The 24,693-nt window shown below is 72.3% G+C and carries 27 protein-coding genes; 7 read left to right on the forward strand and 20 right to left on the reverse strand.

Translation table 11 applies throughout. The features are described from left to right. Positions 1-534, forward strand: a complete 534-nt coding sequence (locus tag ACZ7MX_RS06135) for an alkyl hydroperoxide reductase (RefSeq protein WP_472129779.1) — start codon at positions 1-3, stop codon at positions 532-534. An 80-nt stretch (positions 535-614) separates the two neighbouring features. On the opposite strand, the gene ACZ7MX_RS06140 is transcribed toward ACZ7MX_RS06135, so the two are convergent. The 4 genes from ACZ7MX_RS06140 to ACZ7MX_RS06155 form a co-directional block, all read right to left on the reverse strand. After that, a complete protein-coding gene (locus tag ACZ7MX_RS06140) occupies positions 615-2,132 on the reverse strand; it encodes an AI-2E family transporter (RefSeq protein WP_472129781.1) in 1,518 nt (505 codons plus the stop codon). A gap of 124 nt (positions 2,133-2,256) precedes the next feature. Then, a complete protein-coding gene (locus ACZ7MX_RS06145; protein WP_472129782.1) occupies positions 2,257-2,955 on the reverse strand; it encodes an aggregation-promoting factor C-terminal-like domain-containing protein in 699 nt (232 codons plus the stop codon). 452 nt (positions 2,956-3,407) lie between these two features. After that, a complete protein-coding gene (locus tag ACZ7MX_RS06150; RefSeq protein ID WP_472129784.1) occupies positions 3,408-4,745 on the reverse strand; it encodes a PhoH family protein in 1,338 nt (445 codons plus the stop codon). A gap of 504 nt (positions 4,746-5,249) precedes the next feature. Next, positions 5,250-6,029, reverse strand: coding sequence for an isoprenyl transferase (locus ACZ7MX_RS06155; protein WP_472130581.1), 780 nt, complete (start codon positions 6,027-6,029; stop codon positions 5,250-5,252). Positions 6,030-6,169: 140 nt separating this feature from the next. On the opposite strand from ACZ7MX_RS06155, the gene mgrA reads away from it, so the two are divergent. Then, positions 6,170-7,204: an L-glyceraldehyde 3-phosphate reductase gene (gene mgrA, locus ACZ7MX_RS06160; RefSeq protein ID WP_472129786.1), complete on the forward strand. Its 1,035-nt coding sequence runs from the start codon at positions 6,170-6,172 to the stop codon at positions 7,202-7,204. Positions 7,205-7,482: 278 nt separating this feature from the next. Here the strand turns inward: mgrA and ACZ7MX_RS06165 are convergent, their stop codons facing one another. Then, complete coding sequence (locus ACZ7MX_RS06165; protein WP_472129788.1) at positions 7,483-8,217, reverse strand: prepilin peptidase; 735 nt, start codon at positions 8,215-8,217, stop codon at positions 7,483-7,485. Between the two features lie 58 nt (positions 8,218-8,275). Here ACZ7MX_RS06165 and ACZ7MX_RS06170 point away from each other — a divergent pair, with 58 nt between their 5' ends. Then, on the forward strand, positions 8,276-8,650 hold the full coding sequence (locus tag ACZ7MX_RS06170; protein ID WP_472129790.1) for a DUF192 domain-containing protein: 375 nt from the start codon (positions 8,276-8,278) through the stop codon (positions 8,648-8,650). A 43-nt stretch (positions 8,651-8,693) separates the two neighbouring features. On the opposite strand, the gene ACZ7MX_RS06175 is transcribed toward ACZ7MX_RS06170, so the two are convergent. Then, the gene (locus ACZ7MX_RS06175) at positions 8,694-9,065 is read right to left on the reverse strand and encodes an ArsR family transcriptional regulator (RefSeq protein WP_472130583.1); all 372 of its coding nucleotides are present in this window, start codon (positions 9,063-9,065) and stop codon (positions 8,694-8,696) included. 174 nt (positions 9,066-9,239) lie between these two features. Here ACZ7MX_RS06175 and ACZ7MX_RS06180 point away from each other — a divergent pair, with 174 nt between their 5' ends. Then, positions 9,240-10,487, forward strand: coding sequence for an MFS transporter (locus ACZ7MX_RS06180; protein ID WP_472129792.1), 1,248 nt, complete (start codon positions 9,240-9,242; stop codon positions 10,485-10,487). Between the two features lie 55 nt (positions 10,488-10,542). Here ACZ7MX_RS06180 and ACZ7MX_RS06185 read toward each other — a convergent pair whose 3' ends face one another. Continuing rightward, positions 10,543-11,124 carry a TetR/AcrR family transcriptional regulator gene (locus ACZ7MX_RS06185; protein ID WP_472129794.1) on the reverse strand — a complete coding sequence of 194 codons (582 nt, stop codon included), beginning with the start codon at positions 11,122-11,124 and terminating at the stop codon, positions 10,543-10,545. Between the two features lie 100 nt (positions 11,125-11,224). Here ACZ7MX_RS06185 and ACZ7MX_RS06190 point away from each other — a divergent pair, with 100 nt between their 5' ends. Beyond that, on the forward strand, positions 11,225-11,785 hold the full coding sequence (locus tag ACZ7MX_RS06190) for an RDD family protein (protein WP_472129796.1): 561 nt from the start codon (positions 11,225-11,227) through the stop codon (positions 11,783-11,785). Here ACZ7MX_RS06190 and ACZ7MX_RS06195 read toward each other — a convergent pair. The 12 genes from ACZ7MX_RS06195 to ACZ7MX_RS06250 form a co-directional block, all read right to left on the reverse strand. After that, a complete protein-coding gene (locus ACZ7MX_RS06195; protein WP_472129798.1) occupies positions 11,760-12,356 on the reverse strand; it encodes an OmpA family protein in 597 nt (198 codons plus the stop codon). The two genes, ACZ7MX_RS06190 and ACZ7MX_RS06195, sit on opposite strands and share 26 nt — an antisense overlap. Positions 12,357-12,410: 54 nt before the next feature. Continuing rightward, on the reverse strand, positions 12,411-12,998 hold the full coding sequence (locus ACZ7MX_RS06200; RefSeq protein WP_472129800.1) for a hypothetical protein: 588 nt from the start codon (positions 12,996-12,998) through the stop codon (positions 12,411-12,413). A gap of 71 nt (positions 12,999-13,069) precedes the next feature. Beyond that, positions 13,070-13,780: a pilus assembly protein TadG-related protein gene (locus ACZ7MX_RS06205; RefSeq protein WP_472129802.1), complete on the reverse strand. Its 711-nt coding sequence runs from the start codon at positions 13,778-13,780 to the stop codon at positions 13,070-13,072. Between the two features lie 20 nt (positions 13,781-13,800). Beyond that, the gene (locus tag ACZ7MX_RS06210) at positions 13,801-13,965 is read right to left on the reverse strand and encodes a hypothetical protein (RefSeq protein WP_006603411.1); all 165 of its coding nucleotides are present in this window, start codon (positions 13,963-13,965) and stop codon (positions 13,801-13,803) included. 447 nt (positions 13,966-14,412) lie between these two features. Continuing rightward, positions 14,413-15,306, reverse strand: a complete 894-nt coding sequence (locus tag ACZ7MX_RS06215; protein WP_472129804.1) for a DUF5936 domain-containing protein — start codon at positions 15,304-15,306, stop codon at positions 14,413-14,415. A 19-nt stretch (positions 15,307-15,325) separates the two neighbouring features. Next, positions 15,326-16,315: a type II secretion system F family protein gene (locus ACZ7MX_RS06220; RefSeq protein ID WP_472129806.1), complete on the reverse strand. Its 990-nt coding sequence runs from the start codon at positions 16,313-16,315 to the stop codon at positions 15,326-15,328. Beyond that, on the reverse strand, positions 16,312-17,652 hold the full coding sequence (locus ACZ7MX_RS06225; RefSeq protein WP_472129808.1) for a CpaF family protein: 1,341 nt from the start codon (positions 17,650-17,652) through the stop codon (positions 16,312-16,314). Before ACZ7MX_RS06225 ends, ACZ7MX_RS06220 begins: the two co-directional genes overlap by 4 nt. Continuing rightward, entirely contained in the window at positions 17,649-18,149 is a 501-nt protein-coding gene (locus tag ACZ7MX_RS06230) for a TadE family protein (RefSeq protein ID WP_472129809.1), read from the reverse strand. Before ACZ7MX_RS06230 ends, ACZ7MX_RS06225 begins: the two co-directional genes overlap by 4 nt. Then, positions 18,146-18,529: a TadE/TadG family type IV pilus assembly protein gene (locus ACZ7MX_RS06235; RefSeq protein ID WP_261955939.1), complete on the reverse strand. Its 384-nt coding sequence runs from the start codon at positions 18,527-18,529 to the stop codon at positions 18,146-18,148. Before ACZ7MX_RS06235 ends, ACZ7MX_RS06230 begins: the two co-directional genes overlap by 4 nt. A gap of 3 nt (positions 18,530-18,532) precedes the next feature. Continuing rightward, complete coding sequence (locus ACZ7MX_RS06240) at positions 18,533-19,972, reverse strand: AAA family ATPase (RefSeq protein ID WP_472129811.1); 1,440 nt, start codon at positions 19,970-19,972, stop codon at positions 18,533-18,535. Between the two features lie 13 nt (positions 19,973-19,985). After that, positions 19,986-20,705: a Flp pilus assembly protein CpaB gene (gene cpaB, locus ACZ7MX_RS06245; RefSeq protein ID WP_472129813.1), complete on the reverse strand. Its 720-nt coding sequence runs from the start codon at positions 20,703-20,705 to the stop codon at positions 19,986-19,988. 154 nt (positions 20,706-20,859) lie between these two features. Continuing rightward, positions 20,860-22,206: a hypothetical protein gene (locus ACZ7MX_RS06250; RefSeq protein WP_472129815.1), complete on the reverse strand. Its 1,347-nt coding sequence runs from the start codon at positions 22,204-22,206 to the stop codon at positions 20,860-20,862. Between the two features lie 135 nt (positions 22,207-22,341). On the opposite strand from ACZ7MX_RS06250, the gene ACZ7MX_RS06255 reads away from it, so the two are divergent. Both ACZ7MX_RS06255 and ACZ7MX_RS06260 read left to right on the forward strand, forming a co-directional pair. Beyond that, entirely contained in the window at positions 22,342-22,494 is a 153-nt protein-coding gene (locus ACZ7MX_RS06255) for a hypothetical protein (protein WP_472129817.1), read from the forward strand. 243 nt (positions 22,495-22,737) lie between these two features. Then, the gene (locus ACZ7MX_RS06260; RefSeq protein WP_472129818.1) at positions 22,738-23,724 is read left to right on the forward strand and encodes a chitinase; all 987 of its coding nucleotides are present in this window, start codon (positions 22,738-22,740) and stop codon (positions 23,722-23,724) included. A gap of 85 nt (positions 23,725-23,809) precedes the next feature. On the opposite strand, the gene ACZ7MX_RS06265 is transcribed toward ACZ7MX_RS06260, so the two are convergent. Further along, on the reverse strand, positions 23,810-24,685 hold the full coding sequence (locus ACZ7MX_RS06265) for a S1 family peptidase (RefSeq protein ID WP_472129820.1): 876 nt from the start codon (positions 24,683-24,685) through the stop codon (positions 23,810-23,812). Between the last annotated feature and the right edge of the window lie 8 nt (positions 24,686-24,693).

Genomic DNA, 24,693 nt, shown 5'->3' on the forward strand with positions numbered 1-24,693 from the left:
ATGGCCCTCGATGACCTGAAGTCCGCGGTCCCGGACTACGCCAAGGACCTCAAGCTGAACCTCGGTTCGGTGATCGGCAACAGCGACCTGCCGCAGCAGCAGCTGTGGGGCACGGTCCTGGCCTGCGCGATCGCCTCCCGGTCGCCGAAGGTGCTGCGCGAGCTGGAGCCCGAGGCGAAGGCGAACCTCTCCGCCGAGGCGTACACCGCCGCCAAGTCGGCCGCCGCCATCATGGCGATGAACAACGTCTTCTACCGGACCCGGCACCTGCTGTCGGACCCGGAGTACGGCAACCTGCGCGCCGGCCTGCGGATGAACGTCATCGGCAACCCGGGCGTCGACAAGGTCGACTTCGAGCTGTGGTCGCTGGCCGTCTCGGCCATCAACGGCTGCGGCATGTGCCTGGACTCGCACGAGCAGGTGCTGCGCAAGGCCGGTGTGGCGCGCGAGACGATCCAGGAGGCGGTCAAGATCGCTTCCGTGCTGCAGGCCGTCGGCGCCACCCTGGATGCCGAGGCCGCACTCTCCGAGTGACCCGGTAGCCGTACGGCGCCCGAAAAACGCCAGAACCCCGCGGACGTTCCGTCGTCCGCGGGGTTCTCGCATTGTTCGTGTTACTCCTGGTCTCCGTCACCGTCGTGACGGGCCCGCCGGACCGGCGGCGGGGTGGGCGCCACCCCGATGGCGGTGGCGCCGCGCGGGGCCACCGACATCCGCAGCGCCTGCTCCCGGGAGTACGAGCGCAGATACCCGACGACCGTGTTGGTGACCGCCACCAGCGGCACCGCGACGACCGCACCGCCGATCCCCGCGATCAGTCCGCCGGCCGCGACCGACAGGATCACCGCGAGCGGGTGCACCCGGACCGCCCGGCCCAGGATGAACGGCTGCAGCACATGGCCCTCGATCTGCTGCACGGCCAGCACCACCGCCAGCACCATCAGCGCCGTGAACACGCCCTGGGTGACCAGCGCGACCACGCACGCCAGCGCACCCGAGACCACCGCGCCGACCAGCGGGATGAAGGCGAACAGGAAGATGAAGACGGCGAGCGGGACGGCCAGCGGGACGTTGAGGAAGTACAGCCCGATGCCGATGAAGATGGCGTCGATGAGCGCCACGAGCACCGTGCCGCGCACATAGGCGGTCAGGGTGCGCCAGGCCCGCGGCCCGGCGCCCGCCACACCCTCCCGGGCCGCGCCCGGGACGAGCTTGAGCACCCACTCCCAGATCCGCCGCCCGTCATAGAGCAGGAACAGGGTGGTGAACATGGCCAGCAGGATGCCGGTGAGGACCTCCAGGACCACGGTGACGCCCTCCAGGCCGACCGAGGTGATCGCCTCGGTGTTGGCACCGATCGCGTCCTGGAGGTTCTTGGCGATGCTGTTGATCTGACTCTCGGTCACATGGAACGGGCTCTTCAGCAGCCAGCCCTTGAGCTCGCTGATGCCCTCCTGGATCCGGCTGGAGACCGAGTCGATGTTGTCCTGGACCTGCCACACCACGAACCAGCCGACCAGGCCCATGATCACGAAGCCGCCGATGAAGGTCAGCGTGGTGGCCGGTCCGCGCGGCAGCCCGCGCCGGCGCAGCCAGCCGACCGTCGGCTGGAGCAGCGCGGTGATCAGCATCGCCGCGATGAAGGACAGCACGACCAGCTGGATGCTGGTGATCACTTGCGCCAGCACCCACAGTGTGGCGGCCAGCACCAGCAGCCGCCAGCCCGCCTCGGCGGCGACCCGGACGCCCCACGGCACGGCGTCGACCGGATCGGGCCGGGCCGCCACGGCCGGCGCGTACGACGGCGGCGCGGGCACCGAGTCCGGTGCCCGCGAAGCGGCCGACGGCGCCGCGTCCTCCGCGCCCGTGCCCGGATGCGGTACGCCGTCCCCGGCCCCCGGCAACTGCGTGCGGGGCACGGTGAGCGTGGCCCCCGGACCGTCCGCCACCGGTGCGTCGGCCACCGGCCCGTCGAGCGACGACGACGCCGAGCGCTCGGCACGCCCCAGCTCGTCCGCGTCCTCGGCTGCTGCGGCGGCGGCCTCGGCGCGGCGGCGCTGTTCCTCCAGCCGCTGCGAGAGCCGCGTCAGACCGGCGCCGAGGCCGCCGACCCACTGAGGCAATCTGGACATCTGCCTTCCTCTTCCCCTCCCGTGCGCCACGTTGACGGGCACGACGTTACCCGTGCGCAACGCACGAAACCCCCGACGCGGTGCGTTCGGGGGTTTCGAGAGGCGCGGTGTGCGGCCGATGGGCCTAGTACCAGCTGTTCGCCTGCCAGAACGACCAGGCGCCGCAGGGGCTGCCGTAGCGGTCGTTCATGTAGTTCAGGCCCCACTTGATCTGGGTCGCCGGGTTCGTCTGCCAGTCGGAGCCCGCGGAGGCCATCTTCGAGCCGGGCAGCGCCTGGACGAGGCCGTAGGCACCCGAGCCGGCGTTGGTGGCCTTGTAGTTCCAGCCGGACTCGTGGCTCACGATGTTGCTGAAGCACTGGAACTGGTCGCCCGCCATCATCTGGCGCGCGATGGCCTGCGTCTCCGCGATCGTGTACGAGCTCTTGCCGACCAGGTCGCCGAGGTCGGTGCGAGAGGAGGAGCGGGACGCGGCCAGCTCCTTCTTCTTGCGCGCGTCGGCTTCCTTCTTGGCCTGCTGGTCCGCGGCGTCCTTCTTGCTCTGCGCGGTCTCCGCGGCGGCCTTGCGCGCGGCCTCCTGCGCAGACTTGAGGGCTGTCGCGTCCGCCTGGGTGGACGCCTGGTCCGCCTGCTGCGTCAGGGAAGCCGTCTGCACCTGGGCCTGTGCGCCTGCGGGGATGTCGGCAATGGTCGTCGCATCGGCAGCGGTGGCCTCGGCGTTGACCGTGGCGGGCTGCCCTGCAGCGACGCCGACGACGGCGCCGACGGTGGTGACCGCGGTGGCGGATGCCACGGCGAATCCCCGGACCGAGATCCGGCTCACACGTTTTCCTTCCAGCATCGCCCGCTTAGGTGACCTCGCGGACGCAATCGTGCCCCTGGCGCTGGTCTCCCCTTGTTCCGGGCCCTGTTGAGCGGGCGGGACCGGCTGGTCACGGGAGGCACTGGCCCGGTACGTCCCCCTCGGGGTCCGCGTGGTGCTCGGGCGGCATACGGCAACTCACTATGAAGTTCGGTTGTTCTGCACCGCTGGGGGTGCGGATGCCGTATGCGGGGCCTGACAGGACCCAGACTCTGCCCGAACGACACACCGGGAATCAATTCCCGGCCGGGTGTGAAAGCTCACACCTCGTTTACCCCCGAGTATTTTCGGATATCGGCGCGCAGCAGAACGCCGCCCGGCTAAGCTCCTTCGCTTCGCCGGGCGGCACCGCCTTACAGCGGGTCAGATCCGGACAACTGGCCCGATCCGAGCGGTTGTCCAGGTCTGGTGGATCAGATCCTGACGTCCTCCAGCATTTCGGTCACCAGTGCCGCAATCGGCGACCGTTCCGAGCGGTTCAGGGTGACATGGGCGAAAAGCGGATGTCCTTTCAGCTTCTCGACGACCGCGACCACTCCGTCGTAGCGCCCGACCCGGAGGTTGTCCCGCTGGGCGACGTCATGGGTCAGCACGACCCGGGAGTTGGCCCCGATACGGGACAGAACCGTCAAAAGGACATTGCGTTCCAGGGACTGGGCCTCGTCCACGATGACGAACGCGTCGTGCAGCGACCGCCCGCGGATGTGGGTCAGCGGCAGCACCTCCAACATGCCGCGGCCCACCACCTCTTCGATGACGTCCTTGGTGGTCACCGCGGACAGCGTGTCGAAGACGGCCTGCGCCCAGGGGCTCATCTTCTCCGCCTCGCTGCCCGGCAGATAGCCCAGCTCCTGCCCGCCGACCGCGTACAGCGGGCGGAAGACCATCACCTTGCGGTGCTGCCGGCGCTCCAGCACCGCCTCCAGGCCCGCGCACAGCGCCAGCGCCGACTTGCCCGTGCCGGCCCGCCCGCCCATCGACACGATGCCGACGTCCGGGTCGAGCAGCAGGTCCAGCGCGATCCGCTGTTCGGCGCTGCGCCCGTGGATGCCGAACGCCTCCCGGTCGCCCCGGACCAGCCGGACCGTGCCGTCCGCGGTGACCCGGCCGAGCGCCTTGCCGCGCTCGGACTGCAGCACCAGGCCCGTGTGCACCGGCAGCCCGGCCGCCTCCGGTACGTACACCGTCTCGGCGGAGAACAGGTCGTCGACCTGGTCGGCGGGGACGGCCACCTCGGCCATCCCGGTCCACCCGGATTCGGTGATGGCGAGTTCGGCGCGGTACTCCTCGGCCAGCAGGCCCACCGAGGACGCCTTGATGCGCATCGGCAGGTCCTTGGAGACGACCGTGACGTCGAACCCCTCGGCCTGGAGGTTGCGCGCGACGGCGAGGATCCGCGAGTCGTTGTCACCCAGCCGGCTGTGCCCGTTGAGGAAGCCCGGAGGCAGGATGCCGGTGTCGGAGTGGTTCAGTTCGACCCGGAGCGTCCCGCCGAGCTCTCCGATGGGGATGGGCGAGTCCAGCCGCCCGTACTGCACCCGGTACTCGTCCAGCCGGCGCAGCGCCTGCCGGGCGAAGTAGCCGAGCTCGGGATGGTGCCGCTTGGCCTCCAGTTCCGTGACCACCACGACCGGCAGCACGACCTCGTGCTCGTCGAAGCGGGCCATGGCGCCTGGATCCGCCAGCAGCACACTGGTGTCGAGGACATAAGTGCGCCGGTCGTTGGCACGGCGCTGCTTGCTGTTCACCACGGGTGGACGAACCCCCTCGGATGAGGTTGGGGTGCGACGGCGTCGCGGGGCGGTGTGCTCCCGGGGACGCGGTGCGCCCAGCGGCTGCTGGGCAGCGCCCTCGGGACCCCCGGCCATCTCAGGACCGGACCGGGCTCAGGCCACGATGCGCGGGCCGAGCGCCGGCCCCTCGCGTCGCCCGTGCGGTGCGCACGGATCTCCGTGATGTGCAAAGGGCCTCCCGGGCGGACGGCACCGTGCCGTCCGCTGAGATGCGGCGCCCGATGGCTTGTTCCGGACGCCGACCTGGATGGGATATTCCCTCGAACCCCCGTCGCCATGCCACGGCATATGACGCACGGTCGATGAACCTTGGGTTACGCGTGATCGCTCCGCCGGGCCGGCCGGCGCGGGCGGCGGAAGAGGGGCCGACCGGGTGGTTTTCGGCGAAGACGCCGTCAGAAAAGCCCCCGCCGGGGCCCGTTCGGGCCGGCGGGGGCTTCGCCGGGAGGAGGGTGCGGCCTGCTAGAAGCCGTAGCGGCGGTGCCGGGCCGCGTAGTCGCGCAGCGCGCGCAGGAAGTCGACCTTCCGGAACGCCGGCCAGAAGACCTCGCAGAAGTAGTACTCCGAATGGGCGCTCTGCCACAGCATGAAGCCCGACAGCCGCTGCTCGCCGCTGGTCCGGATCACCAGGTCCGGGTCGGGCTGGCCGCGGGTGTAGAGGTGCTCCGAGATGTGGTCGATGTCGACGATCTCGGCCAGTTCCTCGAAGGAGGTGCCGCGCTCGGCGTGCTCCAGCAGCAGCGAGCGCACCGCGTCCGCGATCTCCTGCCGGCCGCCGTAGCCGACCGCGACGTTGACCAGGATGCCCTTGTTGTCCAGGGTGGCCGCCTCGGCCTCCTTGAGGACCGTCTGGGTGGCCTCGGGCAGCAGGTCGCGGTTGCCGACGTGGTGCACCCGCCAGCGGCCGTCGGCGGCCAGGTCCCGCACGGTGTTCTCGATGATGGCGAGCAGCGGCTTCAGCTCGGCCTCGGGCCGGTCGAGGTTGTCCGTCGACAGCAGCCAGAGCGTGACGACCTCCACATCGGTCTCCGCGCACCAGCCGAGCAGCTCGCCGATCTTGGCCGCGCCCGCCTGGTGGCCCTGCTCGGTCGTCCGCCCGTCGGCCCGCGCCCAGCGCCGGTTGCCGTCGAGGATGACGCCGATGTGCTTGGGCACCTGGGTGTGATCCAGGCGACCCTCCACCCGCCGCGCGTAAAGCCGGTAAACCAGATTCCGCAGTGCAGGCGGATACGGGATGCGCATCCCGGAAGATCGCAGCATGTGTGGTCCAGCCCCTCCGTGCCAATGGCGGTCGCCCCGTCGCCTCAAGTGGGCAACTTTACTTCTCGGCTGTCGAGACAGCCCCATCAGGTAGGTCACAGGTACGTGATAGGGAGATGAGCATGACTGGCACCGACTACCGCGCCGCGGATTCCCGCTACGACTCGATGAAGTACCGGCGAACGGGCCGCAGCGGACTCAAACTCCCCGCTATCTCCCTTGGACTGTGGCACAACTTCGGGGACGACCGCACCCTGAGCTCCCAGCAGGCCATCCTGCGACGCGCCTTCGACCTGGGTGTCACCCACTTCGATCTGGCCAACAACTACGGCCCGCCGCCCGGCTCCGCGGAGCTGAACTTCGGAAAGATCTTCGCGCAGGACTTCCGCGGCTACCGCGACGAGATGATTCTCTCCACGAAGGCCGGATATCTGATGCATCCGGGCCCCTACGGCGAATGGGGTTCGCGGAAATATCTCCTCTCGTCGTTGGATGCGTCACTGAAGCGGATGGGCGTCGATTACGTCGATATCTTCTACTCGCACCGCTTCGATCCGGACACCCCGCTGGAAGAGACGATGGGCGCACTGGCCTCCGCCGTCCAGCAGGGCAAGGCGCTCTACGTCGGCATCTCCTCCTACAACGCCGAGCAGACCCGGGACGCCGCCCGCATACTGCGCGAAATGGGTGTACGGCCGCTGATCCACCAGCCGTCGTACTCGATGATCAACCGCTGGACCGAGGACGACCTGCTGCTGGACACCCTGGAGGACGAGGGCATGGGCTGCATCTCGTTCGCGCCGCTGGCCCAGGGCATGCTCACGGACAAGTACCTCAACGGCATTCCCGAGGGCTCGCGCGCCTCCCAGGGCAAGTCCCTGGACCCGAACCTGCTCTCCGAGGACGTCGTGCGCCGGCTGCGCGGCCTCAACGAGATCGCCGGCCGGCGCGGGCAGTCGCTGGCCCAGCTGGCCCTGCGATGGGTGCTGCGCGACGAGCGGATGACCTCCGCACTGATCGGCGCCAGCAGCGTCGCCCAGCTGGAGGCCAATGTCGCGGCCCTCGACGCCCCGGCCCTCACGGACGACGAACTCGCCGAGATCGATCGCTTCGCGACGACCACGGACGGGGTCAACATCTGGGCCCGCCGGGGCTGACCCGGCCGGCGGACCAGCGCCCGGAAGCACTGCTTTCCGGCCATCTCCGCAAGGGGTCCGCGACCCTCCCGCGGGCCGCAAAGAAAAGCGGGCCGGTCCGTGGGGGGGATACGGACCGGCCCGAGGGGGGGTTTCCACCATAACCCCGCGGAAGGGGTGCTGTGTGCACCGGCGCGCGCGGCGGCGTGGCTCCGGCGCGGCGACCGGGGTGGACGGCGGGCCGTGCGCCCCTGCGCCCGCGCGGGCGTACGGGCCCGCAGGCGCCCCGGCGAGAGGGGTCAGCGGGCCGCCAGCGCGGCCGGCAACAGCCCGCAGAACGCCCCGGCGATCAGGAAGGGCCCCAGCGGTACGGCGGTTTTCCGGGCGCCGCGCCGGACGATCAGCAGCCCGGCGGCGTAGAACCCGCCGAGCAGCACCCCGGCCGCGCCGCCGGTGACCAGGGTCCGCCAGCCGTACCACCCAAGGGCGACCCCCAGTCCGAGCGCCAGCTTGACGTCACCCAGTCCGAGTCCCGCCGGGTTGACGAGGTGCAGGACCAGGTAGCAGGCGGCGAGCACGAGACCGGCCAGGAGGGCCCGCCACCAGGCGCCGGTGTCGCCGGTGAACCGGCCGGCGAGGCCCAGTGCCGCCGCGAGGACGGCGGCCAGCGGCAGCGTCAGCACGTCCGGCAGCCGCCGTACCCGCCAGTCGACGATCACCAGCAGCACCGCGGCCGGCGCCGCCAGCAGCCAGGCGGCGAGTTCCGGCCGCGGCCCGGTGGCCGCCGCCAGGGCCGCGCAGACCAGCGCGGTGACCACGGCCGTCGGCACCCCGGCGGGCCCGTACGCCCCGCAGGCCGGGCAGCGCCCCGGCCCCAGCCAGCCGCGCGCCGCGCCGGTGATCGGGTGTCCCCCCGGGCACTGCGCGCGCCACTCCTCCTCGGGGCCGACGGCCATCCGGTGGGCGGGCCGCGGTATGAGCAGCCCGGCCCCGGCCCCGTAGGCGGCGGCGAGCACCATCAGCATCACTGACACGGTCCGACCCTATGGGGGCGTCTCCCGGGGCACGCCGGGAGCTGATAGAACGCGGGGCATGGCGCGTTGGAGGAACGGACCGGGGGTGCTGTACGGCGCGGAGCGCGCGGTGCCGGTGGAGATCGCGGCCTCGTACCGGGCCCGGGCCCGCGGTCTGCTGGGCCGCGACGGCGTCGAGGGGGCCCTGCTGCTGACCCCGGCGAGCGGGGTGCACACCTTCCGGATGCGGTTCGCCATCGATGTGGCCTATCTGAGCCGGGACTTCCGCGTGCTGGCGGTGCGCACCATGCCGCCGGGCCGGCTGGGCCGCCCGCGGCTGCGCGCCCGGCACGTCCTGGAGGCGGCGGCCGGTGCGATGGCGGACTGGGGCCTGCGCCCGGGAATGCGGCTGCGCGTCGAGCCGACGCCCGCGCCGGAGGCCGCCGGGCGCTGAGCCCGGTACCGCCGGGCGCCGGGTCCCGTTCCGCCGGGCGGGGTCACTGCTGCCAGGCGGCCACCAGTGCCAGCAGTCCGGGGAAGCGGGCCTCAAGGTCGTCCACCCGGACGTGGCTGCGCCGCTCCAGCCCGTACTGCCGCTGCCGGATCAGACCGGCCTCCCGCAGCGTGCGGAAGTGGTGGGTGAGCGAGGACTTGGGCCGGTCCAGGCCGAACCAGCCGCAGGTGTGGTCGAACTCCTCGGACTCCAGCAGCAGCGTGCGCACGATGTGCATCCGCAGCGGATCGCTCAGCGCGCCCATGACGACCTCCAGCCGCAGCGCGTCCCGCGCCGGTTCCGGCAGCGGTTCGGGCGCGCCGGCCGGCACCGGCCGCTGCGCCCGCTCGGTCCAGGCAGGTGGGGTGGACGACATCCGGCGCTCCTCCGGTTCGGGGCGGTCGGGCGGCAGTTGGCGGGCGGCCGCTCCGCCGCCCCTGCACAGCCCATTTCGCAGTACGACTTGCATCGTACTGCGGTATGGCTGTACGAATCTCTTCGTACTGCTTGTACGACTCGACTCGTACAGGCCGATGAGGAGGGGACACCCATGCCCGCAACACCCACCGCGCCGCCCGGGACCACACCCACCACGAGCCCGGCGCCGGCCGCGGCCCCCGCCGTACCGCCCGTGCGGGAGGTCTGGTTCGCCGCCTGGCCGGTGGTCGCGATCTTCGTGCTGTCGAACGCGGCGATGCCGCTGTACGCGGTCTGGCAGCGCCAACTCGGCTTCAGCTCCGGGACCTTGACGCTGATCTACGCCGCGTACGTGGTCGGCCTGCTGGGCGCGCTGCTGGTGGCGGGCGTCGCCTCGGACCGGCTCGGGCGCAAGCCGGTGCTGGTCCCGGCGCTGCTGCTGGCCCTCGTCGCCTGCCTCGTCTACGCCACCGCGCCCTCGGTGGCCGCGCTCGCCGTCGCACGGCTGCTGACCGGCGTGGCGACCGGCGCCGCCGTCTCGGCCGGGATGGCCGCGGTCACCGACCTGGCGGCCGGCCGCCGGATCGGCCCGCTGCTGGCCTCCACCGCCATGGTGCTGGGCGCGGGCATCGGCCCCGTACTGGCCGGGGTGCTGTCGGAGACCGCGCCGGCGCCGACCGTCACGGTCTTCGTCGTCGAGGGCGTCCTGCTGGCCACGGCGCTCGCGGTGGTGGTTCGGATGCCGCTGCCGGGGCGCGACGGGGCGGTGAGCACCGCGCCGGGCGGCTGGGTGCGGGTGCCCGGCGTGCCGCGCGCCAACCGACGCCATCTCGCCCTGGGGCTGGCCGCGTTCGCACCGGGCATCAGCGCCACCGCCTTCGTGCTGTCGCTCGGGCCGTCACTGCTCGCCGGACTGCTCGGCACGACCGACCGCGCGCTGGCGGGCGGGCTGGCGCTGGCGATGTTCCTGTCCGCCACGGGCGTGCAGTTCGCGCTGCGCCGCCTCGCGGTCCGTACGGTCCTGCTCGCCTCCGGCGCGGCCACCGTCACCGGCACGCTCGCCCTGGTCACCGCGATCCACACCGGCACCCTGGCGCCGCTCGTCATCGCGGTGCTGCTGGCCGGGGCGGGCCAGGGCGCGGGCCAGCTGGGCGGGCTGACGCTGCTGAGCCGCGAGGTCCCGGCCACCCGCCGCGCGGAGGCCAACGCCGCGCTGAACGCGGGCGGTTACTTCCTGGCGGGCGCCCTCCCGGTCGCCGACGGCTACCTCAGCGACGCGATCGGCCTCCCGGCGGCCGCCACCACCTTCGGCCTCGCCGTCGCCGCGCTGGCCGCGGGAGGTGTGGTGCTGGTGGCGCTGCGGGGCGGGCAGGCGCGGTAGCGGGCGGGGCGGTCCGGGCTCCCGGCCCGTACCGCCCCGGCATCCGGCCGGCCGCTCAGAACCCGCTCATCGCCGCGTCCGCCACGCCCTCCAGCGCCGCGCGACCGATCCCGGCCCGGGCCGAGACCCGCAGCCCGCCGATCGTGGCGATGAGGAGGTGGGCGAGCGTACCGGCGTCCGTCCGCGAGGTGAGGTCGCCGGCCCGCTGCCCCGCCTCGATCATCGCCCGGAGCGCCGCCAGCCGTGCGCCGTAGTCCCGTTCCAGCGTGGCCGCGACCGACGGGTCGTGGGCCGACACCTCGATGCAGGTGTTGACGACCAGACAGCCGCGGCCGTCCGCGCCGGGCGCGCACTCGTCGTCGATCGTCCGCTGGAGCAGTGCACGGATCTTCTGCCGGGCCGGCAGCTCGCTCTCCAGCAGCGCGTACATCTCGGCGTTCTTGCGCTCCATGTAACGGGCCAGGGCCCGTTCGAACAGGTCGTGCTTGCTCTTGAAGGTGTTGTAGATGCTGCTGCGTCCCAGCCCGGTGGCGTCACAGAGGTCCTGGGTGGACGTCGCCTCGTAGCCGGTGACCCAGAACGCTTCCATCGCGGCGTCGAGCGCCCGGTCCTCGTCGAACTGCCTGGGTCGCGCCATGACATCAACGTAGCACGATTTGAATCGCTCGGTCCAATATTGTCCGGCCGGCCCTGCGGGCGGCTTGCCGTCCCCCGTCCCCGAGTGATCACATGCGCGGATGAACGCACGCCCTCCCGTCCTCGCCAACCCGGGCCGGCGGCTGCTCGCCGTCGTCATCGACGTGGTGATCGCCGCCGTCGCGCTGTCCGGCATATCGGCGGCCATCGGCCTGGCCGTCACCCTCGGCCGCTCGGCGGACAACTCGCCCTTCTACCTGACCCTCGTGACGGCCGTGGCGATGGTGTTCCTCTACTCGCCGCTGCTGACGGCCACCTGCGGGGGCACGGTGGGCAAGCTGATCTGCGGGCTGACCGTCGTCCGGGTGGCCGACGGCCGCCGGCTGCCCTACGGGACGGCCCTGGCGCGGCATCTCGCGCACCTGGGGATGTGGGCGGTGCCGGTGCTCAGCCAGGTCGACGCGCTGTTCTGCCTGTGGGACCGGCCGTACCGGCAGTGTCTGCACGACAAGGCCGTGGGCACCCTGGTCCTGCGCACCCGCGTGCCCGCCCCGTCCCTCCAGTCGCCGTACCCGCCCCCGGGCAACCGGCCCGCGCCGGGCGGCTGTCCGCCCCCGGCGCCCTTCCCGCCCGCGGCTACGAACCCGCCCGCGGGAAGCTGACCTCGACCCTGCGGTTCTTCTTGCGGCCTTCCTCGGTGGTGTTGTCCGCGATCGGGTACTGCTCGCCGTAGCCGCGGATCTGGAAGCCGACCTCCGAGCCGAGGTCCTTGGCCAGCTCCTCCTGGACGGCGGTGGCCCGCTTCTTGGACAGCACCAGCCCGTGGCTCGCCGAGCCGAGGTTGTCGGTGAAACCGAAGACCCGCAGGCTGGTGGCGTGTTGCTTCCTGACCTCGTCGGCGATGGCGCCGATCCGGGACAGCGCGTCCCCCGTCAGCTCGGCGCTGTCCTTGCCGAACAGCACCTCGGCCTGCAGCGCGAACGTCACGTTGTCGTTGGTGTCCTGCCGCCGCTCCGAGCCGTCGTCGGTCTCCACGATCGACTTGATGTTCAGCACCTTCGCCGGCGCCAGCTTGGCCCCCTGCACCATCCGCAGATCGGGGTCGTGGGGGTCGATCCGGACGGGTGGGCCGGAGTCCTCGGTCACCCCCGGCGGATCGGCGTGGGCGGGGGGTGCCGACAGCGTGGCGGCCAGCAGCAGCGCGACGACGGCCGGGACGGCGCCGCGGGGCATCCGGCGCGAACGTAGGGAAAGGGGCGTGGGGTTCACGGTCATCGGGCGGCCCGCTCAGTCCGTGATCTGCACGGTCGCCGGCGGCAGGGTCGGCAGCTGGAAGTCGACCTCGGTCACCTTGGCCGGTGGCGCCGGGAACTGCGCGAATATCGGGCGGCTCGCCCCCGGCATCAGCCCGCTCAGGCCCGTCGTGCACAGGCACTCGCCGTTGGTGTCGCGCAGCACCAGATAGCGCTTCTTGCCCGCCTTGTCGACCAGGGTGGCGCCCGAGATGGACGAACGCGACCGCAGCTCGGTCTCGTTGGAGCGCCAGTCGATGGCGTTGAAGGCGCGGCTGCCGTGGTTGCTGACCGTGCCGTTGACGGTGACGAAGCCGCCGGAGTCGCGGACCACGGAGTTCAGGGTGACCACGATGCCGTCCGGGCCCTTCATCTCGCCGATCACCTTGCTGGAGTCGGCCGCCGGGGTGCCGGGGCCGCCGTCCTTGGGCGTGCTGCTACGGGCCGGCGGCTTCTTGTCGTCCGCCCCCGCACCGCCGTCCCCGCCACCGCCACCGCAGCCGGACACGACGAGAGCCAGGCCGACAGCGCTCGCCATGGCGACCGCTCCCCTGGCGGCCTTCGTGGTGCGCCGAATGCTCATGGATGCGATTCCTTCGATCGTCGGGTGCCCGGTGCGGGTCGGTGTGGTGGTCGGTGTGGTGGCCTTGGCAGTCAGTGGGCCAGCCGTACGGAGAAGAGGTCGGAGGCGTCGGGGAGGTGCGTCGGGTCGCCGGCGTCGAGGGTCCATTCCTTGCCGTCGCAGGTGATCGTGACGGGGGCGGGCCCGGGGTCGTCCTTGCCGCCGCCCTTGCCCCCTCCGCCGTCCTTGCCGTCCTTGCCGCGGCCGTCGTCCTTGCCGCCCTTGCCGCCGGCGTCGCTGCCGGCGGGTGCGGGGGCGCAGCGCGGGCCGACCACCGAGGTGGCCTCGGCCGACGCGTGCTTGCCCGCGGTGCCGGGGATGACCGAGGCCCCCACGGTGTTCCGGGTCCTGACGGTCACCGCGAACGAGGTCGGCCAGGAGTCCGGGACGCAGCCGGAGACCTCGGCGTCGTTGCGCCCGGCGAACCAGTCCGCGCTCGCGCAGGCCGCCGGGGAAAGAACCCCGCGCCCCTTCAGCAGTTCCTCCCAGGCGGCCTTGTGGGTCGCGTAGCTGCCGTCGCGGACGCCGTCGAGCACGCCCTTGGTCAGCAGGTCGCGGTACTTCTGCCCGGCGGCGAGCGCGGCGGCGTCGGCGGCGGTCTGGGCACCGTTGCGGGTGGCCGCCGCCTGCCCCACGGCGAAGAAGGCGAGCGCGAGGAAGAGCAGGCTCGCGACCGCCACGAGGTAGAGCGGGAAGGCCTGCCCGGCGTCACGCGCGCCGCGGCGCGGTTCGGCGACCGTCATGGCGGTGGCGGCCCGTGGCCCTAGATGCCGACGACGTCGGAGATCTTGTTGGCGATGGCATTGGCGATCTGGCTGCCGAAGTCCGTGGTCGACAGGACCAGGACGATCGCCACGACCACCGCGATGATGCCGAGGTACTCGATCGAGGTCTGTCCCCGGTCGTTGCCCAAAAACCGCTTCGCCATCGTCTTCCCCTCCATGGGCGGCCGCACCGCTCTGGTCCGGCTGGTCTGCCCCCGTGGTGTCGGCGCGGTCGGCCGCGCTCATGACACCAGAAAAGTACGCCGGAACGGTGTTCCCCGGACAGGGATTCCGTACCCAATCCTCTTTCGGGGACACGGGCGGAAGATACAACGGCGCCTTTCGGCCACGCTCATGCACCTCGTCCACCCCCGTTCCCCCTCCGGACCGCGTCCCGGCGCCGATGCCCATGCGGACCGGCCGGCCTCCCCGCGCCCGAGCGCGGCGGTGACCGCCGGTCCACCCACTGTGACACAACTCGTTGCTGTTGCGAAGGCGTTGACGGGAAAGCGGGCCGTGCACCGCACGCATCCGGCCGGGCCCGGCACGGCAATCCGCCGAGCGCCGGGCACTCGGGCCGTGCGCTTCCACGGCGTCGTGCGGACGCTTCCTCAATCCCCCATCAACGAGCCGAAATTGGTGCCCGAGCCGAGGAAGAAACCCGCGATGAGCAGGATCATCGTCGCCGGCACCATGAACGTGGTGACGACCATGGTGGCCTTGGGGACGGCCCGGGCGGCGCGCCGGCGGGCGTTCTGGGCGTCGGTCCGGCGCATGTCGTTGGCGATCTGGATGAGGGTGTCGACGATGGGGGAACCGAGTTCCTCGCCCTGCTGGAGGGCGGTGACGAACTGGGCGACCTGTTCGGAGTCGTTGCGTTTGCGCAGTTCCTCGAAGGCGGCGCGGCGGCTGACGCCCATGTCCATCTGCCGCAGGGTGATCCGGAGTTCATCGGCCCACGGGCCTTCGTATTTGTCCGCGACCCGGTCGAGTGCCTGGCGGAAACTCAGCCCGGCGCTGACCACGACCGCGAGCACGTCCAGGAAGTCCGGCAGGGTCCGCTCGATCGTGTCCTTGCGCTGGCGGATCGCGGCCCAGATGCCGACCTCGTTCCAGAAGAGGCCGAAGAGCACCATCAGGACGCCGAGAACCGGCTGACCGCGCAGGAACATCACCAGCGCGCCGAGGAAGCCGAGGGCGCCGTAGACCGCCCGGCGGGCGGCGTAGCGGTCGACGGTGAGGCCGCCGGGGTTGCCCGCCAGGTCGATCCGGCGGCGGATCCGGGCGGTGCGCTTCTCGCCCATCAGGCGCAGCACGAGCGGGGCGTAGCGCATGCCGAGGCGGTCCACGGCCGAGCCGACGACCGTCGTCCGGGTCGCACCGACCTCCAGCGACAACGCCAGGTCGGGCGGCAGCCGGGCCTCGCGGCGGTAGAGGGCGACCCCGCACGCGATGCCGACGACCGCGAGGGCGAAGGCCGCGGCCAGCAGAATTCCGATGTCCATCCCGTTTCCCCTCCGGTCCTCAGACGTCGATCTTGGACAGTCGGCGGATGAAGAAGAAGCCCAGCCCGTAGAGGACGAAGGCGACCACGACCGCGAGCTGGCCGAGGAAGGAGGACGTCATGCGGTCGATGGCGCCGGGGGCGATGCGGTTCATCAGCAGCAGGGTGCCGACGCCGAGGAGCGGGACGACGTAGGCGGTGACGGTGACCTGGGAGAGCTGGGTGCGGACCTCGCGACGGGTCTCCTTGCGCTCCTCCAGTGTCGTGGTGAGGTTCCGCAGCGAGCCGACGACGGTGCCGCCGGCGCGGTTCGAGAGGACGAGGGTGGTGACGAGGACGACCAGTTCGCGGGAGGGCAGGCGTTCGGCGAGTTCGCCGAGGGCCTCGTCGATGGAGTGGCCGACGGCGAGCTTGGCCGCCACCTTGGCCAGTTCCTCGCCGGCCGGTGCCTCCAGTTCCTCGGCCGCCATCCCCAGGGCCGTGCGCAGCGCCAGCCCGGCCTGGGTGGCGTTGGCCAGGATCCGGGAGAGTTCGGGGAGTTGGTTGATGAACTTCTCGATGCGTTTCTGGCGCTGCCAGTTGAGGAACGCGAAGGCCGCCCAGACGGCGACCAGCGCGGCGATCGGCCCGAAGAAGGGCGCCAGGACGGCGTGCGCGACCAGCCAGAGGGCGACGACCGCGACGAGCATGCCGACGAAGAACTCACCGGGGGTGATGTCCAGGCCGGTGGCGGCCAGCCGGAGTTCCAGGCGGCGGCCGAAGCGGGTGCCGCGCAGGGCGCGGTCCACGGACGGGAAGCGGCGGCGTTTCCCGGTGGCCGGCAGGCCGTGCTCGTCGGCGAGGCGGTCGACGACGGCCTGCCGCTGGGCACGCCCGGCCGCGTAGCTGCGGACGCCGGCGACGGCGAGCACCGCGCACAGCAGCGTGGCCCCGATGGTGAGCTGGACGAGGGGGCTCAGGGAGGCCGTGGCCGGCCCCCCGGCGGCGGTGGTCAGGGACCGGCCGGTCATGAGGTGGCCTTCCGGGTGGCGAGTTGGTCGTCGGTGGCCGCCACGCCGAAGGCGGGCGGGGTGGGCTCGCTCGCCATGAAGAGGCGCTCGGCCACCCGTCGGGGCAACGGGAAGTAGCGGAAGCGGCCGTGCACGATCCGGTCGGCGCCCATCGGTTCGGCGTCGAACCGGCAGACCGTCGCGATCCGGTAGTCCTCGTGGCCGCGCGAGTCGAGGAGGGCGATCTCGCTGATCCGGCGGGTGCCGTCGGCGTGCCGGGTGAGCTGGACGATGCAGTCGACGGCGCTGTTGATCTGGTCCCGCAGCGCCTCGAAGGGGATCTTCACGTCCGACATGGAGGCCAGCGTCTGCAGCCGCATCAGGGCGTCCTCGGCGCTGTTGGCGTGCACGGTGGCCAGCGAGCCGTCGTGGCCGGTGGACATCGCCTGGAGCATGTCGAGGGTCTCCCCGCCGCGCACCTCGCCGACGATGATGCGGTCGGGGCGCATGCGCAGGGAGTTGCGTACGAGGTCGCGGATGGTGATCCGGCCCTTGCCCTCCACGTTGGGCGGCCGGGCCTCCAGCCGGATGACGTGGGTCTGCTGCAGCTGGAGCTCGGCGGCGTCCTCGACGGTGATGATCCGCTCGCCCTCCGGGATGAGGCCGGAGAGGGCGTTGAGCAGGGTGGTCTTGCCGGCGCCGGTGGCACCGGAGACCACCACGTTGAACTTGGCGCGCACCAGCCCGGCCAGCAGCATCAGCATCTGCTCGTCGAGCGTGCCCCGGCCGATGAGTTCGGCGAGGGTGTAGGCGCGCGGGAAGCGGCGGATGGTGAGCGTGGCACCGTTCAGGGCGAGCGGCGGGATGATGACGTTGACGCGCTCCCCGGAGGGGAGGCGGGCGTCGACCATCGGATTGGACTCGTCGACGCGGCGGTTGACGGTGGAGACGATCCGCTCGATGGTCTGCATCAGCTGTTCGTGCGAGGCGAAGCGGACCGGGACGAGCTCGACCCGGCCGGCGCGTTCGACATAGACCTGGTCCGGCCCGTTGACCATGATCTCGGTGACCGAGGCGTCTTCCAGCAGCGGTTCCAGCACGCCCAGGCCCAGCGCCTCGTCGACCACCCGGCGGATCAGCTGGGACCGTTCGGCGGTGGAGAGCACCGGGCCCTCGCGGCTGATGATGTGGCCGAGGACGCGCTCCAGCCGGGACCGGCGCTCGGCCGCGGTCAGCGAGGACATCTCGGCGAGGTCGATCTCCTCCAGCAGCTTGGCGCGGTAGGTGGCGACCAGGTGGCTGTCGTGGCGCGGTTCGGCGGCCGGCTCGGGCGCGACGATCCGGGCTTTCAGACTCATCGCGGGGGCGCTCCTTCGTACGTGCTCGCTGCTGCCGCGCCCTGCGGGTCGGCGGGGCGGGGCATGGTGGCGCTGCGGCTGGCGGAGCCGAAGTCGTCGACGCCGGGGATGATCGAGGGGATCCGGACCCGCGCCGTGGCGCTGACCGCGTCGCCCCCCTCGCTGACGGAGATGGTCGCGCGGTCCGCGACCCAGCCGCTCATCGCGGCCCGGCCGGCGGACCGCGGATCGGTCTCGCGGTCGGCCCGGTCCATCGAGGCGGTACGGGCCGCGGCCCGCGCGCCGGTGCCGGCCTGCTGGACGGTGTAGGCCGCCAGGCCGAGCTGGACCACGGCCAGCGCGACGAGCAGGAGGATCGGCAGGAAGCCGAGGAACTCGATGGAGGCCTGGCCCCGGTCGCGGCCGTGGCGGAGCCGCCGGGAGGGACCGCGGAACCCTTCGGAAGCCCCGGCGGCCCGCCGACGGGGAACGCCCCCGGGGCGGCTGAGCGTCCTCATCGGCTGTCCTCCTTCGCCGCGCCGGCCGAGCCGGTGATGTGGCCCGGGAAGCTGGCCACGCCGGGGAAGAGCACCGGGACGCTGATCCGGACGGTGGCCTTCCACAGGCCGGCCTCGGTGGTGCAGGAGGCCGAGGAACCCGCCTGCCAGGCGGGCGGCAGCTGGTCCTCGGCGGCGGTGCGGCAGGCGCCGGCACCGCCGTCCCGGGTGGCGGTGGCCGCCCGCGCGCCCCGGTCGGCGGCGTGCGCGGCGAGCGAGTAGCTGTACCCGACCAGCACGAACTGCCAGAGCAGCACCAGGACCAGCAGGATCAGCGGCAGCAGTCCCAGGAACTCCACGGAGACCTGTCCGCGGTCGTCGCCGCCCAGTGGGCGCCGCACCGCTCAGCCCTCCTCGTACGGGCCGGCCGGGTCGAACGGCCCGGGCCCGCCGGCCGCCGTCGCCTGCCCCCGCCGGACGCCGAACCGTCCGGCGCCCGACCCCGGTACCGACCCCGACGCGGCCCCGGAGGCCGTACCCGGACCCGTCCCGGAACCGGAAGCTGCCCCCGTCGTGAGCGCCTTGCGCTTGCGCCCCGTCAACGACGGACGCGCCCGGTGGCTGCCCCGGCCCTGCCGCGCGGCCGGTGACTCGACCAGCCCCAGCTCACCGGCGAGCGCCCAGAGCGCCTGCTTGACCGTCGACCGGGCGTCCAGGTCCTGCATCCGGCCGGCGTCCACACACGGCTGGAGTTCCTTGTACGCGGCCGGAACGTGCGCCCGGGCCGTCCGGGTGCCGGTGGCCTTGGCGACCACCGGCGGCTGGATCTCGGTGCTGCGGGTGAGCCGGTTGACGACCGTGGTGGTGTCCTCGGCCTTGCGGATCTGCAGCCGGTCCCACAGCCGCACCTGCCGCTTGGCGGCCCGTACGGCGACCACGTCCGGGGTGGTCACCAGCAGGGCGACGTCGGCGAGTTCGACGGCGGCGGCGTTCGCCGACTGCATCTGGGAGCCGCAGTCGACCACCACGACCTCGTAGCGGGAGCGCAGCGCGCCGAGGATCTGCCGGGCGGCCCGGTCGTCGACCTCCTCGCCGCGCTCGCCCTCCTCCGGCGCCAGCAGCAGCGCCAGGCCGGTGTGGTGGTCGTGCACCGCGTCCTGGAGGACCCGTACGGACAGGTCCTGGATGCCGGCCAGGTCGACGATCGAGCGGCGGAACTGGACGTCCAGGTAGGAGGCCACGTCCCCGGACTGCAGGTCGAGGTCCACCAGCGCGACGCTGCGGCCCGCGGCCCGGGCGGCCAGTGCCAGCTGGACGGCGGCGACGGTGGTGCCGACCCCGCCCTTGGCGCCGGTCACGGTCACCAGCCGGCCGGCCGGTCCGGGCCGGGCCTCCGGGTTTCCCCCCAGGTGCACCCGTACGCCGGCGGCCCACTGGGCGGCGGCCTGCACCCGGGCGGCCAACTCGTCGTAGCCGAGCGGCAGTCCGACGACGCCCCGGGCGCCGGCGTCCATCGCCGCGGAGAACAGCGCGGGCCCGGCGTCGGTGGTGATCAGTACGACGCCGACGGCGGGGAAGCGGAGCGCGATCTCGCGGATCAGCTCCAGCGCCGGTGTCGGCCCGATCCGCTCGTGGACCAGGACGACCTCGGGCAGCGCCTCGACGGCCGGGCCCGGGCCGGTGTCCCCGGCGGGCTGGGCCGCGGCCCCGGCCAGGGCGTCGAGCAGTGCGGTGCCGTCGGCGACCACGGGCGCCGGTTCGGCGTCCGGCAGCTGGTGGAGCAGCGAGGTCACCGCGCGGGCGGCGTCCGGGTCGCCGATCGCCGGGAGGATGCGGATGGTCACCTGGGCCTCCGGGTCACTTGTCGCCGTCGAGGGTGTAGGTGCGCTGGCTCGGCGGGACGGTGGCCTCGCTGCCGGGCGCGAGCAGCGCCAGCCGTACGTGGGAGGCGAACGACTCGGCGTACGCGACCCGCTGGGCGTCCTGGGTGTTGAGCGCGAAGGTGATCGGCACGGCCTCGCCGGCCTGCCGGCCGGCCGCGTTCGTGTCGCCGGGGTCCTTGGCCTCCAGGGGCGTCAGCTTGCCGACGTCGATGACCTGGGCGCCGGACACGATCACCTTGGAGACCGGCTTGTCCTCGGGGCGCTTGCCCTCGAAGGTGGCGTAGATGTTCACCCGGGCACCGGGGTTGATCTTGCCGGCCACACCGGTCGCGGCGTCGATCATGATGGCGATCTCCTGCTGCCCGGCCTTCAGCGCCGGCCGCTCGACGATCATGTCGTCCTGGAGCAGCGACCCCTTCTTCAGCGGGGTCACCGCGATCTTGCCGCTGACCTGGTCCAGATCGGTCACGGCGGTGGGCGGCAGCCAGCGCTGCGGCATCTTCACCTTCTCGAACTGCCCCGGATCCAGCGCTTTATAGGCCGCGACGTCCGTCTTCAGCCGGTACGCGGTCTTCTCGGGACCGACCTTGGACTCGACGTTCCTGATCACCGACAGCACGCCGACGAACGCGCCGACCGCACAGAGAACCGACAGGAGCAGCAGGATCACTCCGCGGCGCTGGCGTGAGTTCATGGGGGAGGGACCTCGATCGGGACGGGGGTGGGGCGGGGCGGGGGCGGGGCGGTCGGGTCGGCGGGGGCGGTTCGGTGGGTCGGCCGGCTCGGTGGGCCGGTTCGGGGCGGTTCTCCGGGCGGTGCGGTGGGCGAGGGGGGCGGATCGGTCGGGGTCAGCGGGCGCGGGCCACCGTCCGTGGGGCACCGGGGACGTCCGGGACCTCGGCGGCGTAGTCGGGGTGGCCGGGCAGATACGGAGGGCCGGGGGCGCGGGGGGCGTCGGACGCGTACGGATTCCCCGGGACGGGGCGGCCGGGCCCGTAGGGGGCGCCCGGGACTCCGTAGGGGGTGGCCGGAACTCCGTGGGCCGGGGCGCTCGCCGGGGAGACCGGTGACAGACCGCGCTCGCTCCAGGGCGCGGCCGGCGCCGGGCCGGGCTGCGGTGCCGGGGAAGGATCAGGGGCCGGGGCGGGGGGCGACGGCGAGGCCGGGGCCGCGAGCGGCTGCGGGCCGGGGCCCTGGGCGGAGGGCCGGTCCGCCGCCGGGTGCGGGGCGTTCGCCGTCCCGGCGGCCTCCTGCGCTCCCGCCGACGTTCCCGGCCCGGCTATGGCCGCGGGGCCGCGCCCGGCCGGGCCGCCGCCTCGCGGCGACCGGTCCCTGGCCAGTGGTGCCGTGCAGAACGCGCACCGGTCGCCCAGCACTTCCAGCCCGCACCAGCCGCACTCCTCGCGCCGTACCGACGCGACGAGTTGGCAGAGGACCGCCGGGTCCGGGATGCCCGCGGCGAATTCGATCAGCTTCTGGGTGCCCCACCAGCGCGCGGACTCGGCGGGCAGCCGCACCTCGTACGCCCCCTGCACCTGCCAGGCCGGGGCGAGGGTGCCGGTGACCCAGTCCGCGGTGAGCTGCCCGCGGGCCACGGCGAGTTCGGTGGCGAATCCGGGCGGCCGCAGGCCGGCCTCGGTGGCGTGCCGGTCCAGATGCACCAACTGCGGTGCGGGGTGGGCCAGGACGGCGAAGTGGGCGCCCGGCAACCAGGACTTCACATGGGCACGCAGATCGACCTCGATGTGATCCAGCCCGGTGACGCTGCCCAGCAGGGCACCGGCATGGACGTAATGGCTCAGCAGCCGGGCCGCGCTGGCCAGGACGCCGGGGCTGAAGTCGTACAGGGACAACTGCCGCAGCTGACGGGCCAGCACGGCGACGCCCAGCGGCGGCAGGGACACCGGGACGATGGCGATCCGGTCGCTCTCCAGGACGGCGCGGAGGGTGTGCAGCCGCCGGATGTGCTCGGGCGGGCAGGCGGAGGAGTACAGCACGACCAGATGGCCGTGGTGCTCCAGCACCGCGCTGGTCTCCGTCAGCGCGTCGTCCAGGGGCGTCAGATGCGGGGCGGACAGGACGACGGCGGCGGGCGTTTGCCGGTCGAGCGGAGCATCTCCCCGCTCGAACGACGTGGAGAGCAGGGGGGAGGGCAGCGTGAGGTCAGGGCTGGTGACTGCAATCGCGGTCGGCACGTCGCTCCCCCACTCCCTCCGGCCGCCGGGGGTCCCGGGACCGCGGATCGGCACAGCTCTGCGCCATCGGCGCCATACGCTCAGCACTTTATCCACAGAGATACGTCCCGGAGAACACGTTCTGGGCTACTCGTCATGACCATCGCGACGGTCGGAGTGGCGACCGCCGCCATGACCCACGCGATGACCTTCCCGATGACCTTCGCGATGCCCACCGGCCGGCGGCAAACCCCGCATACCGCCCCGAACGGCGAGAACGCCAACTCACGCTTCCGGCGGGGGTCTTGACAGGAGTATTGGTCTGGACCACGTTGTACGGCACGCACACACAGGGGCCCCTGGACGCGCGTCCGTACCACCCGTCTCACTTCCCCCACTCCCCCCACGGAGGCAGTCGTGGTTCGCGCACGATCAGATGCGGTTCGCGGCCGGTCAGGCTCTCCCGGCCCCCGGGCGGGCGCGTTTGGCGCCCGGTCAGGTCCGGACGCACGCACGGTCAGGAGGAGGCTGCTCGCCGGACTGGCCGCCGCGGTGCTGGCCTCGGGCGGCCTCGTCGCCGCCGGCACCGCCCAGGCCACGCCGGAGCACCCGGCCGCGGCCGCCGCCCGGGCCGCCCGCCCCGCGGCGCACCCCGCCGCCGTCCCTGCCCACGCCCTCACCGGCTACTGGCAGAACTTCAACAACGGCGCCACGGTGCAGAAACTCAAGGACGTCGACGACGCCTACGACATCATCGCGGTGTCGTTCGCCGACGCCACCGACCGGCCCGGGGCCGTCGCCTTCCACCTCGACCCGGCCGTCGGCTACGGCTCCGTCGACGACTTCACGGCGGACATCAAGGCCAAGCAGGCGGCCGGCAAGTCCGTGATCCTCTCCGTCGGCGGAGAAAAGGGGGCGATCTCGGTCAACGACGACGCCTCCGCCAAGAACTTCGCCGACTCGGTCGGCACGCTCATGGACGAGTACGGCTTCGACGGCGTCGACATCGACCTGGAGAACGGCCTCAACTCGACCTATATGACCCAGGCCCTGAAGGCCCTGCACGCCGCGCACGGCAATGTCGTGGTGACCATGGCCCCGCAGACCGTCGACATGCAGTCACCGCAGAACGAGTACTTCAAGACGGCGCTGGGCATCAAGGACTTCCTGACCGCCGTCAACATGCAGTACTACAACAGCGGTTCCATGAACGGCTGTGACGGCAAGGTCTACGCCCAGGGCTCGGTGGACTTCCTGACCTCGCTCGCCTGCATCCAGTTGGAGAACGGCCTGGACCCGTCGCAGGTCGGCATCGGCGTGCCGGCGTCCGACCGCGCGGCCGGCAGCGGCCACGTCGCCCCGTCCGTCGTCAACGACGCACTCGACTGCCTGACCAAGGGCACGGGCTGCGGCTCGTTCAAGCCGTCGAAGCACTATCCGGGGCTGCGCGGCGCGATGACCTGGTCCACCAACTGGGACGCCGGCAACGGCAATGAGTTCGCCCACCAGGTGGGCGCCCACGTGCACGGCCTGCCGTAGGGAGGGCCGCCGGAAAGAGACCAGGTCCCGCGCACGCCGTGCACGGGACCTGGCTCCGTTCCGTTCCGTCAGTGCCTGCGGCAGATCACTTCCGCACGCCCGCCGGCTTCGGGAGCGCGCAGCCCGCCGCGCTCAGGTCCAGCTTGTTCCCGGCGCCGAAGCACTTCGGGATCCCGTAGGTCTCCTCGGCGTAGTTGGTGCCCTGGTGCACCGTGACGTTGCCGTTCTCGTCGACCTCGCACGGGTTGTTGACGGTGCACTTCTCGCCGTCCTCATTGCCCGTGTTGTTGATCGCCGCGACCTTGCCCGTCGTGGTGTCGACCACCGGCGAACCGGACGTGCCACCTATGGTCTTGCACTCGGGGGTGTAACGGACCGAGTCCTTCCAGGTCCAGTCGCCCTCCTTGAGGGTGGGCACGAACCCGTCGATGCTGCAGGTGTAGATCTTCTTCCAGTAGCCCGAGACCACACTGATCCCGGCACCCTTGGCCGGGTGCTCGGTGGCCAGTTCCAGCGGCTTGATCCCGTACTTCTGCTCGATCTGGGCGTACGTGGACCTCGTCTGGTAGATCGTGACGTCGGTGTCGGTCATCGTCGCGTAGGCGACCTTGGCGGCCCTGATGGTGCCCACGCCGCGCGCCGACTTGTCGAGCAGGGTGAAACTGCGGCTGGACGGCTGGTCGACGATCACCTCGCCCGGGCCGGGCATACCACTTTCCAGACAGTGACCGTTGGACATCACCAGGGCCGGGTCGTTCGCCTGCGAGGTGGGCATCCGCACCACCGAGCCGGAGCAGTTGCTCAGCGCCACGGTGCCGGCGAAGTTCACCGCCTTGGCCGTGAACTGCCCGTGGTGCGACGCCGCCCGCTCGGGCGCGGCCTGCGCCGTTGGGGCGGTGCCCACCAGGGCTGCGGCTCCCAGTACGGCCGTGGCCAGGGTGCCGACGAGAGGTCTGTTCATGTGGGGGT

The sequence above is a fragment of the Streptomyces sp. NPDC107765 genome (genome assembly GCF_055657085.1).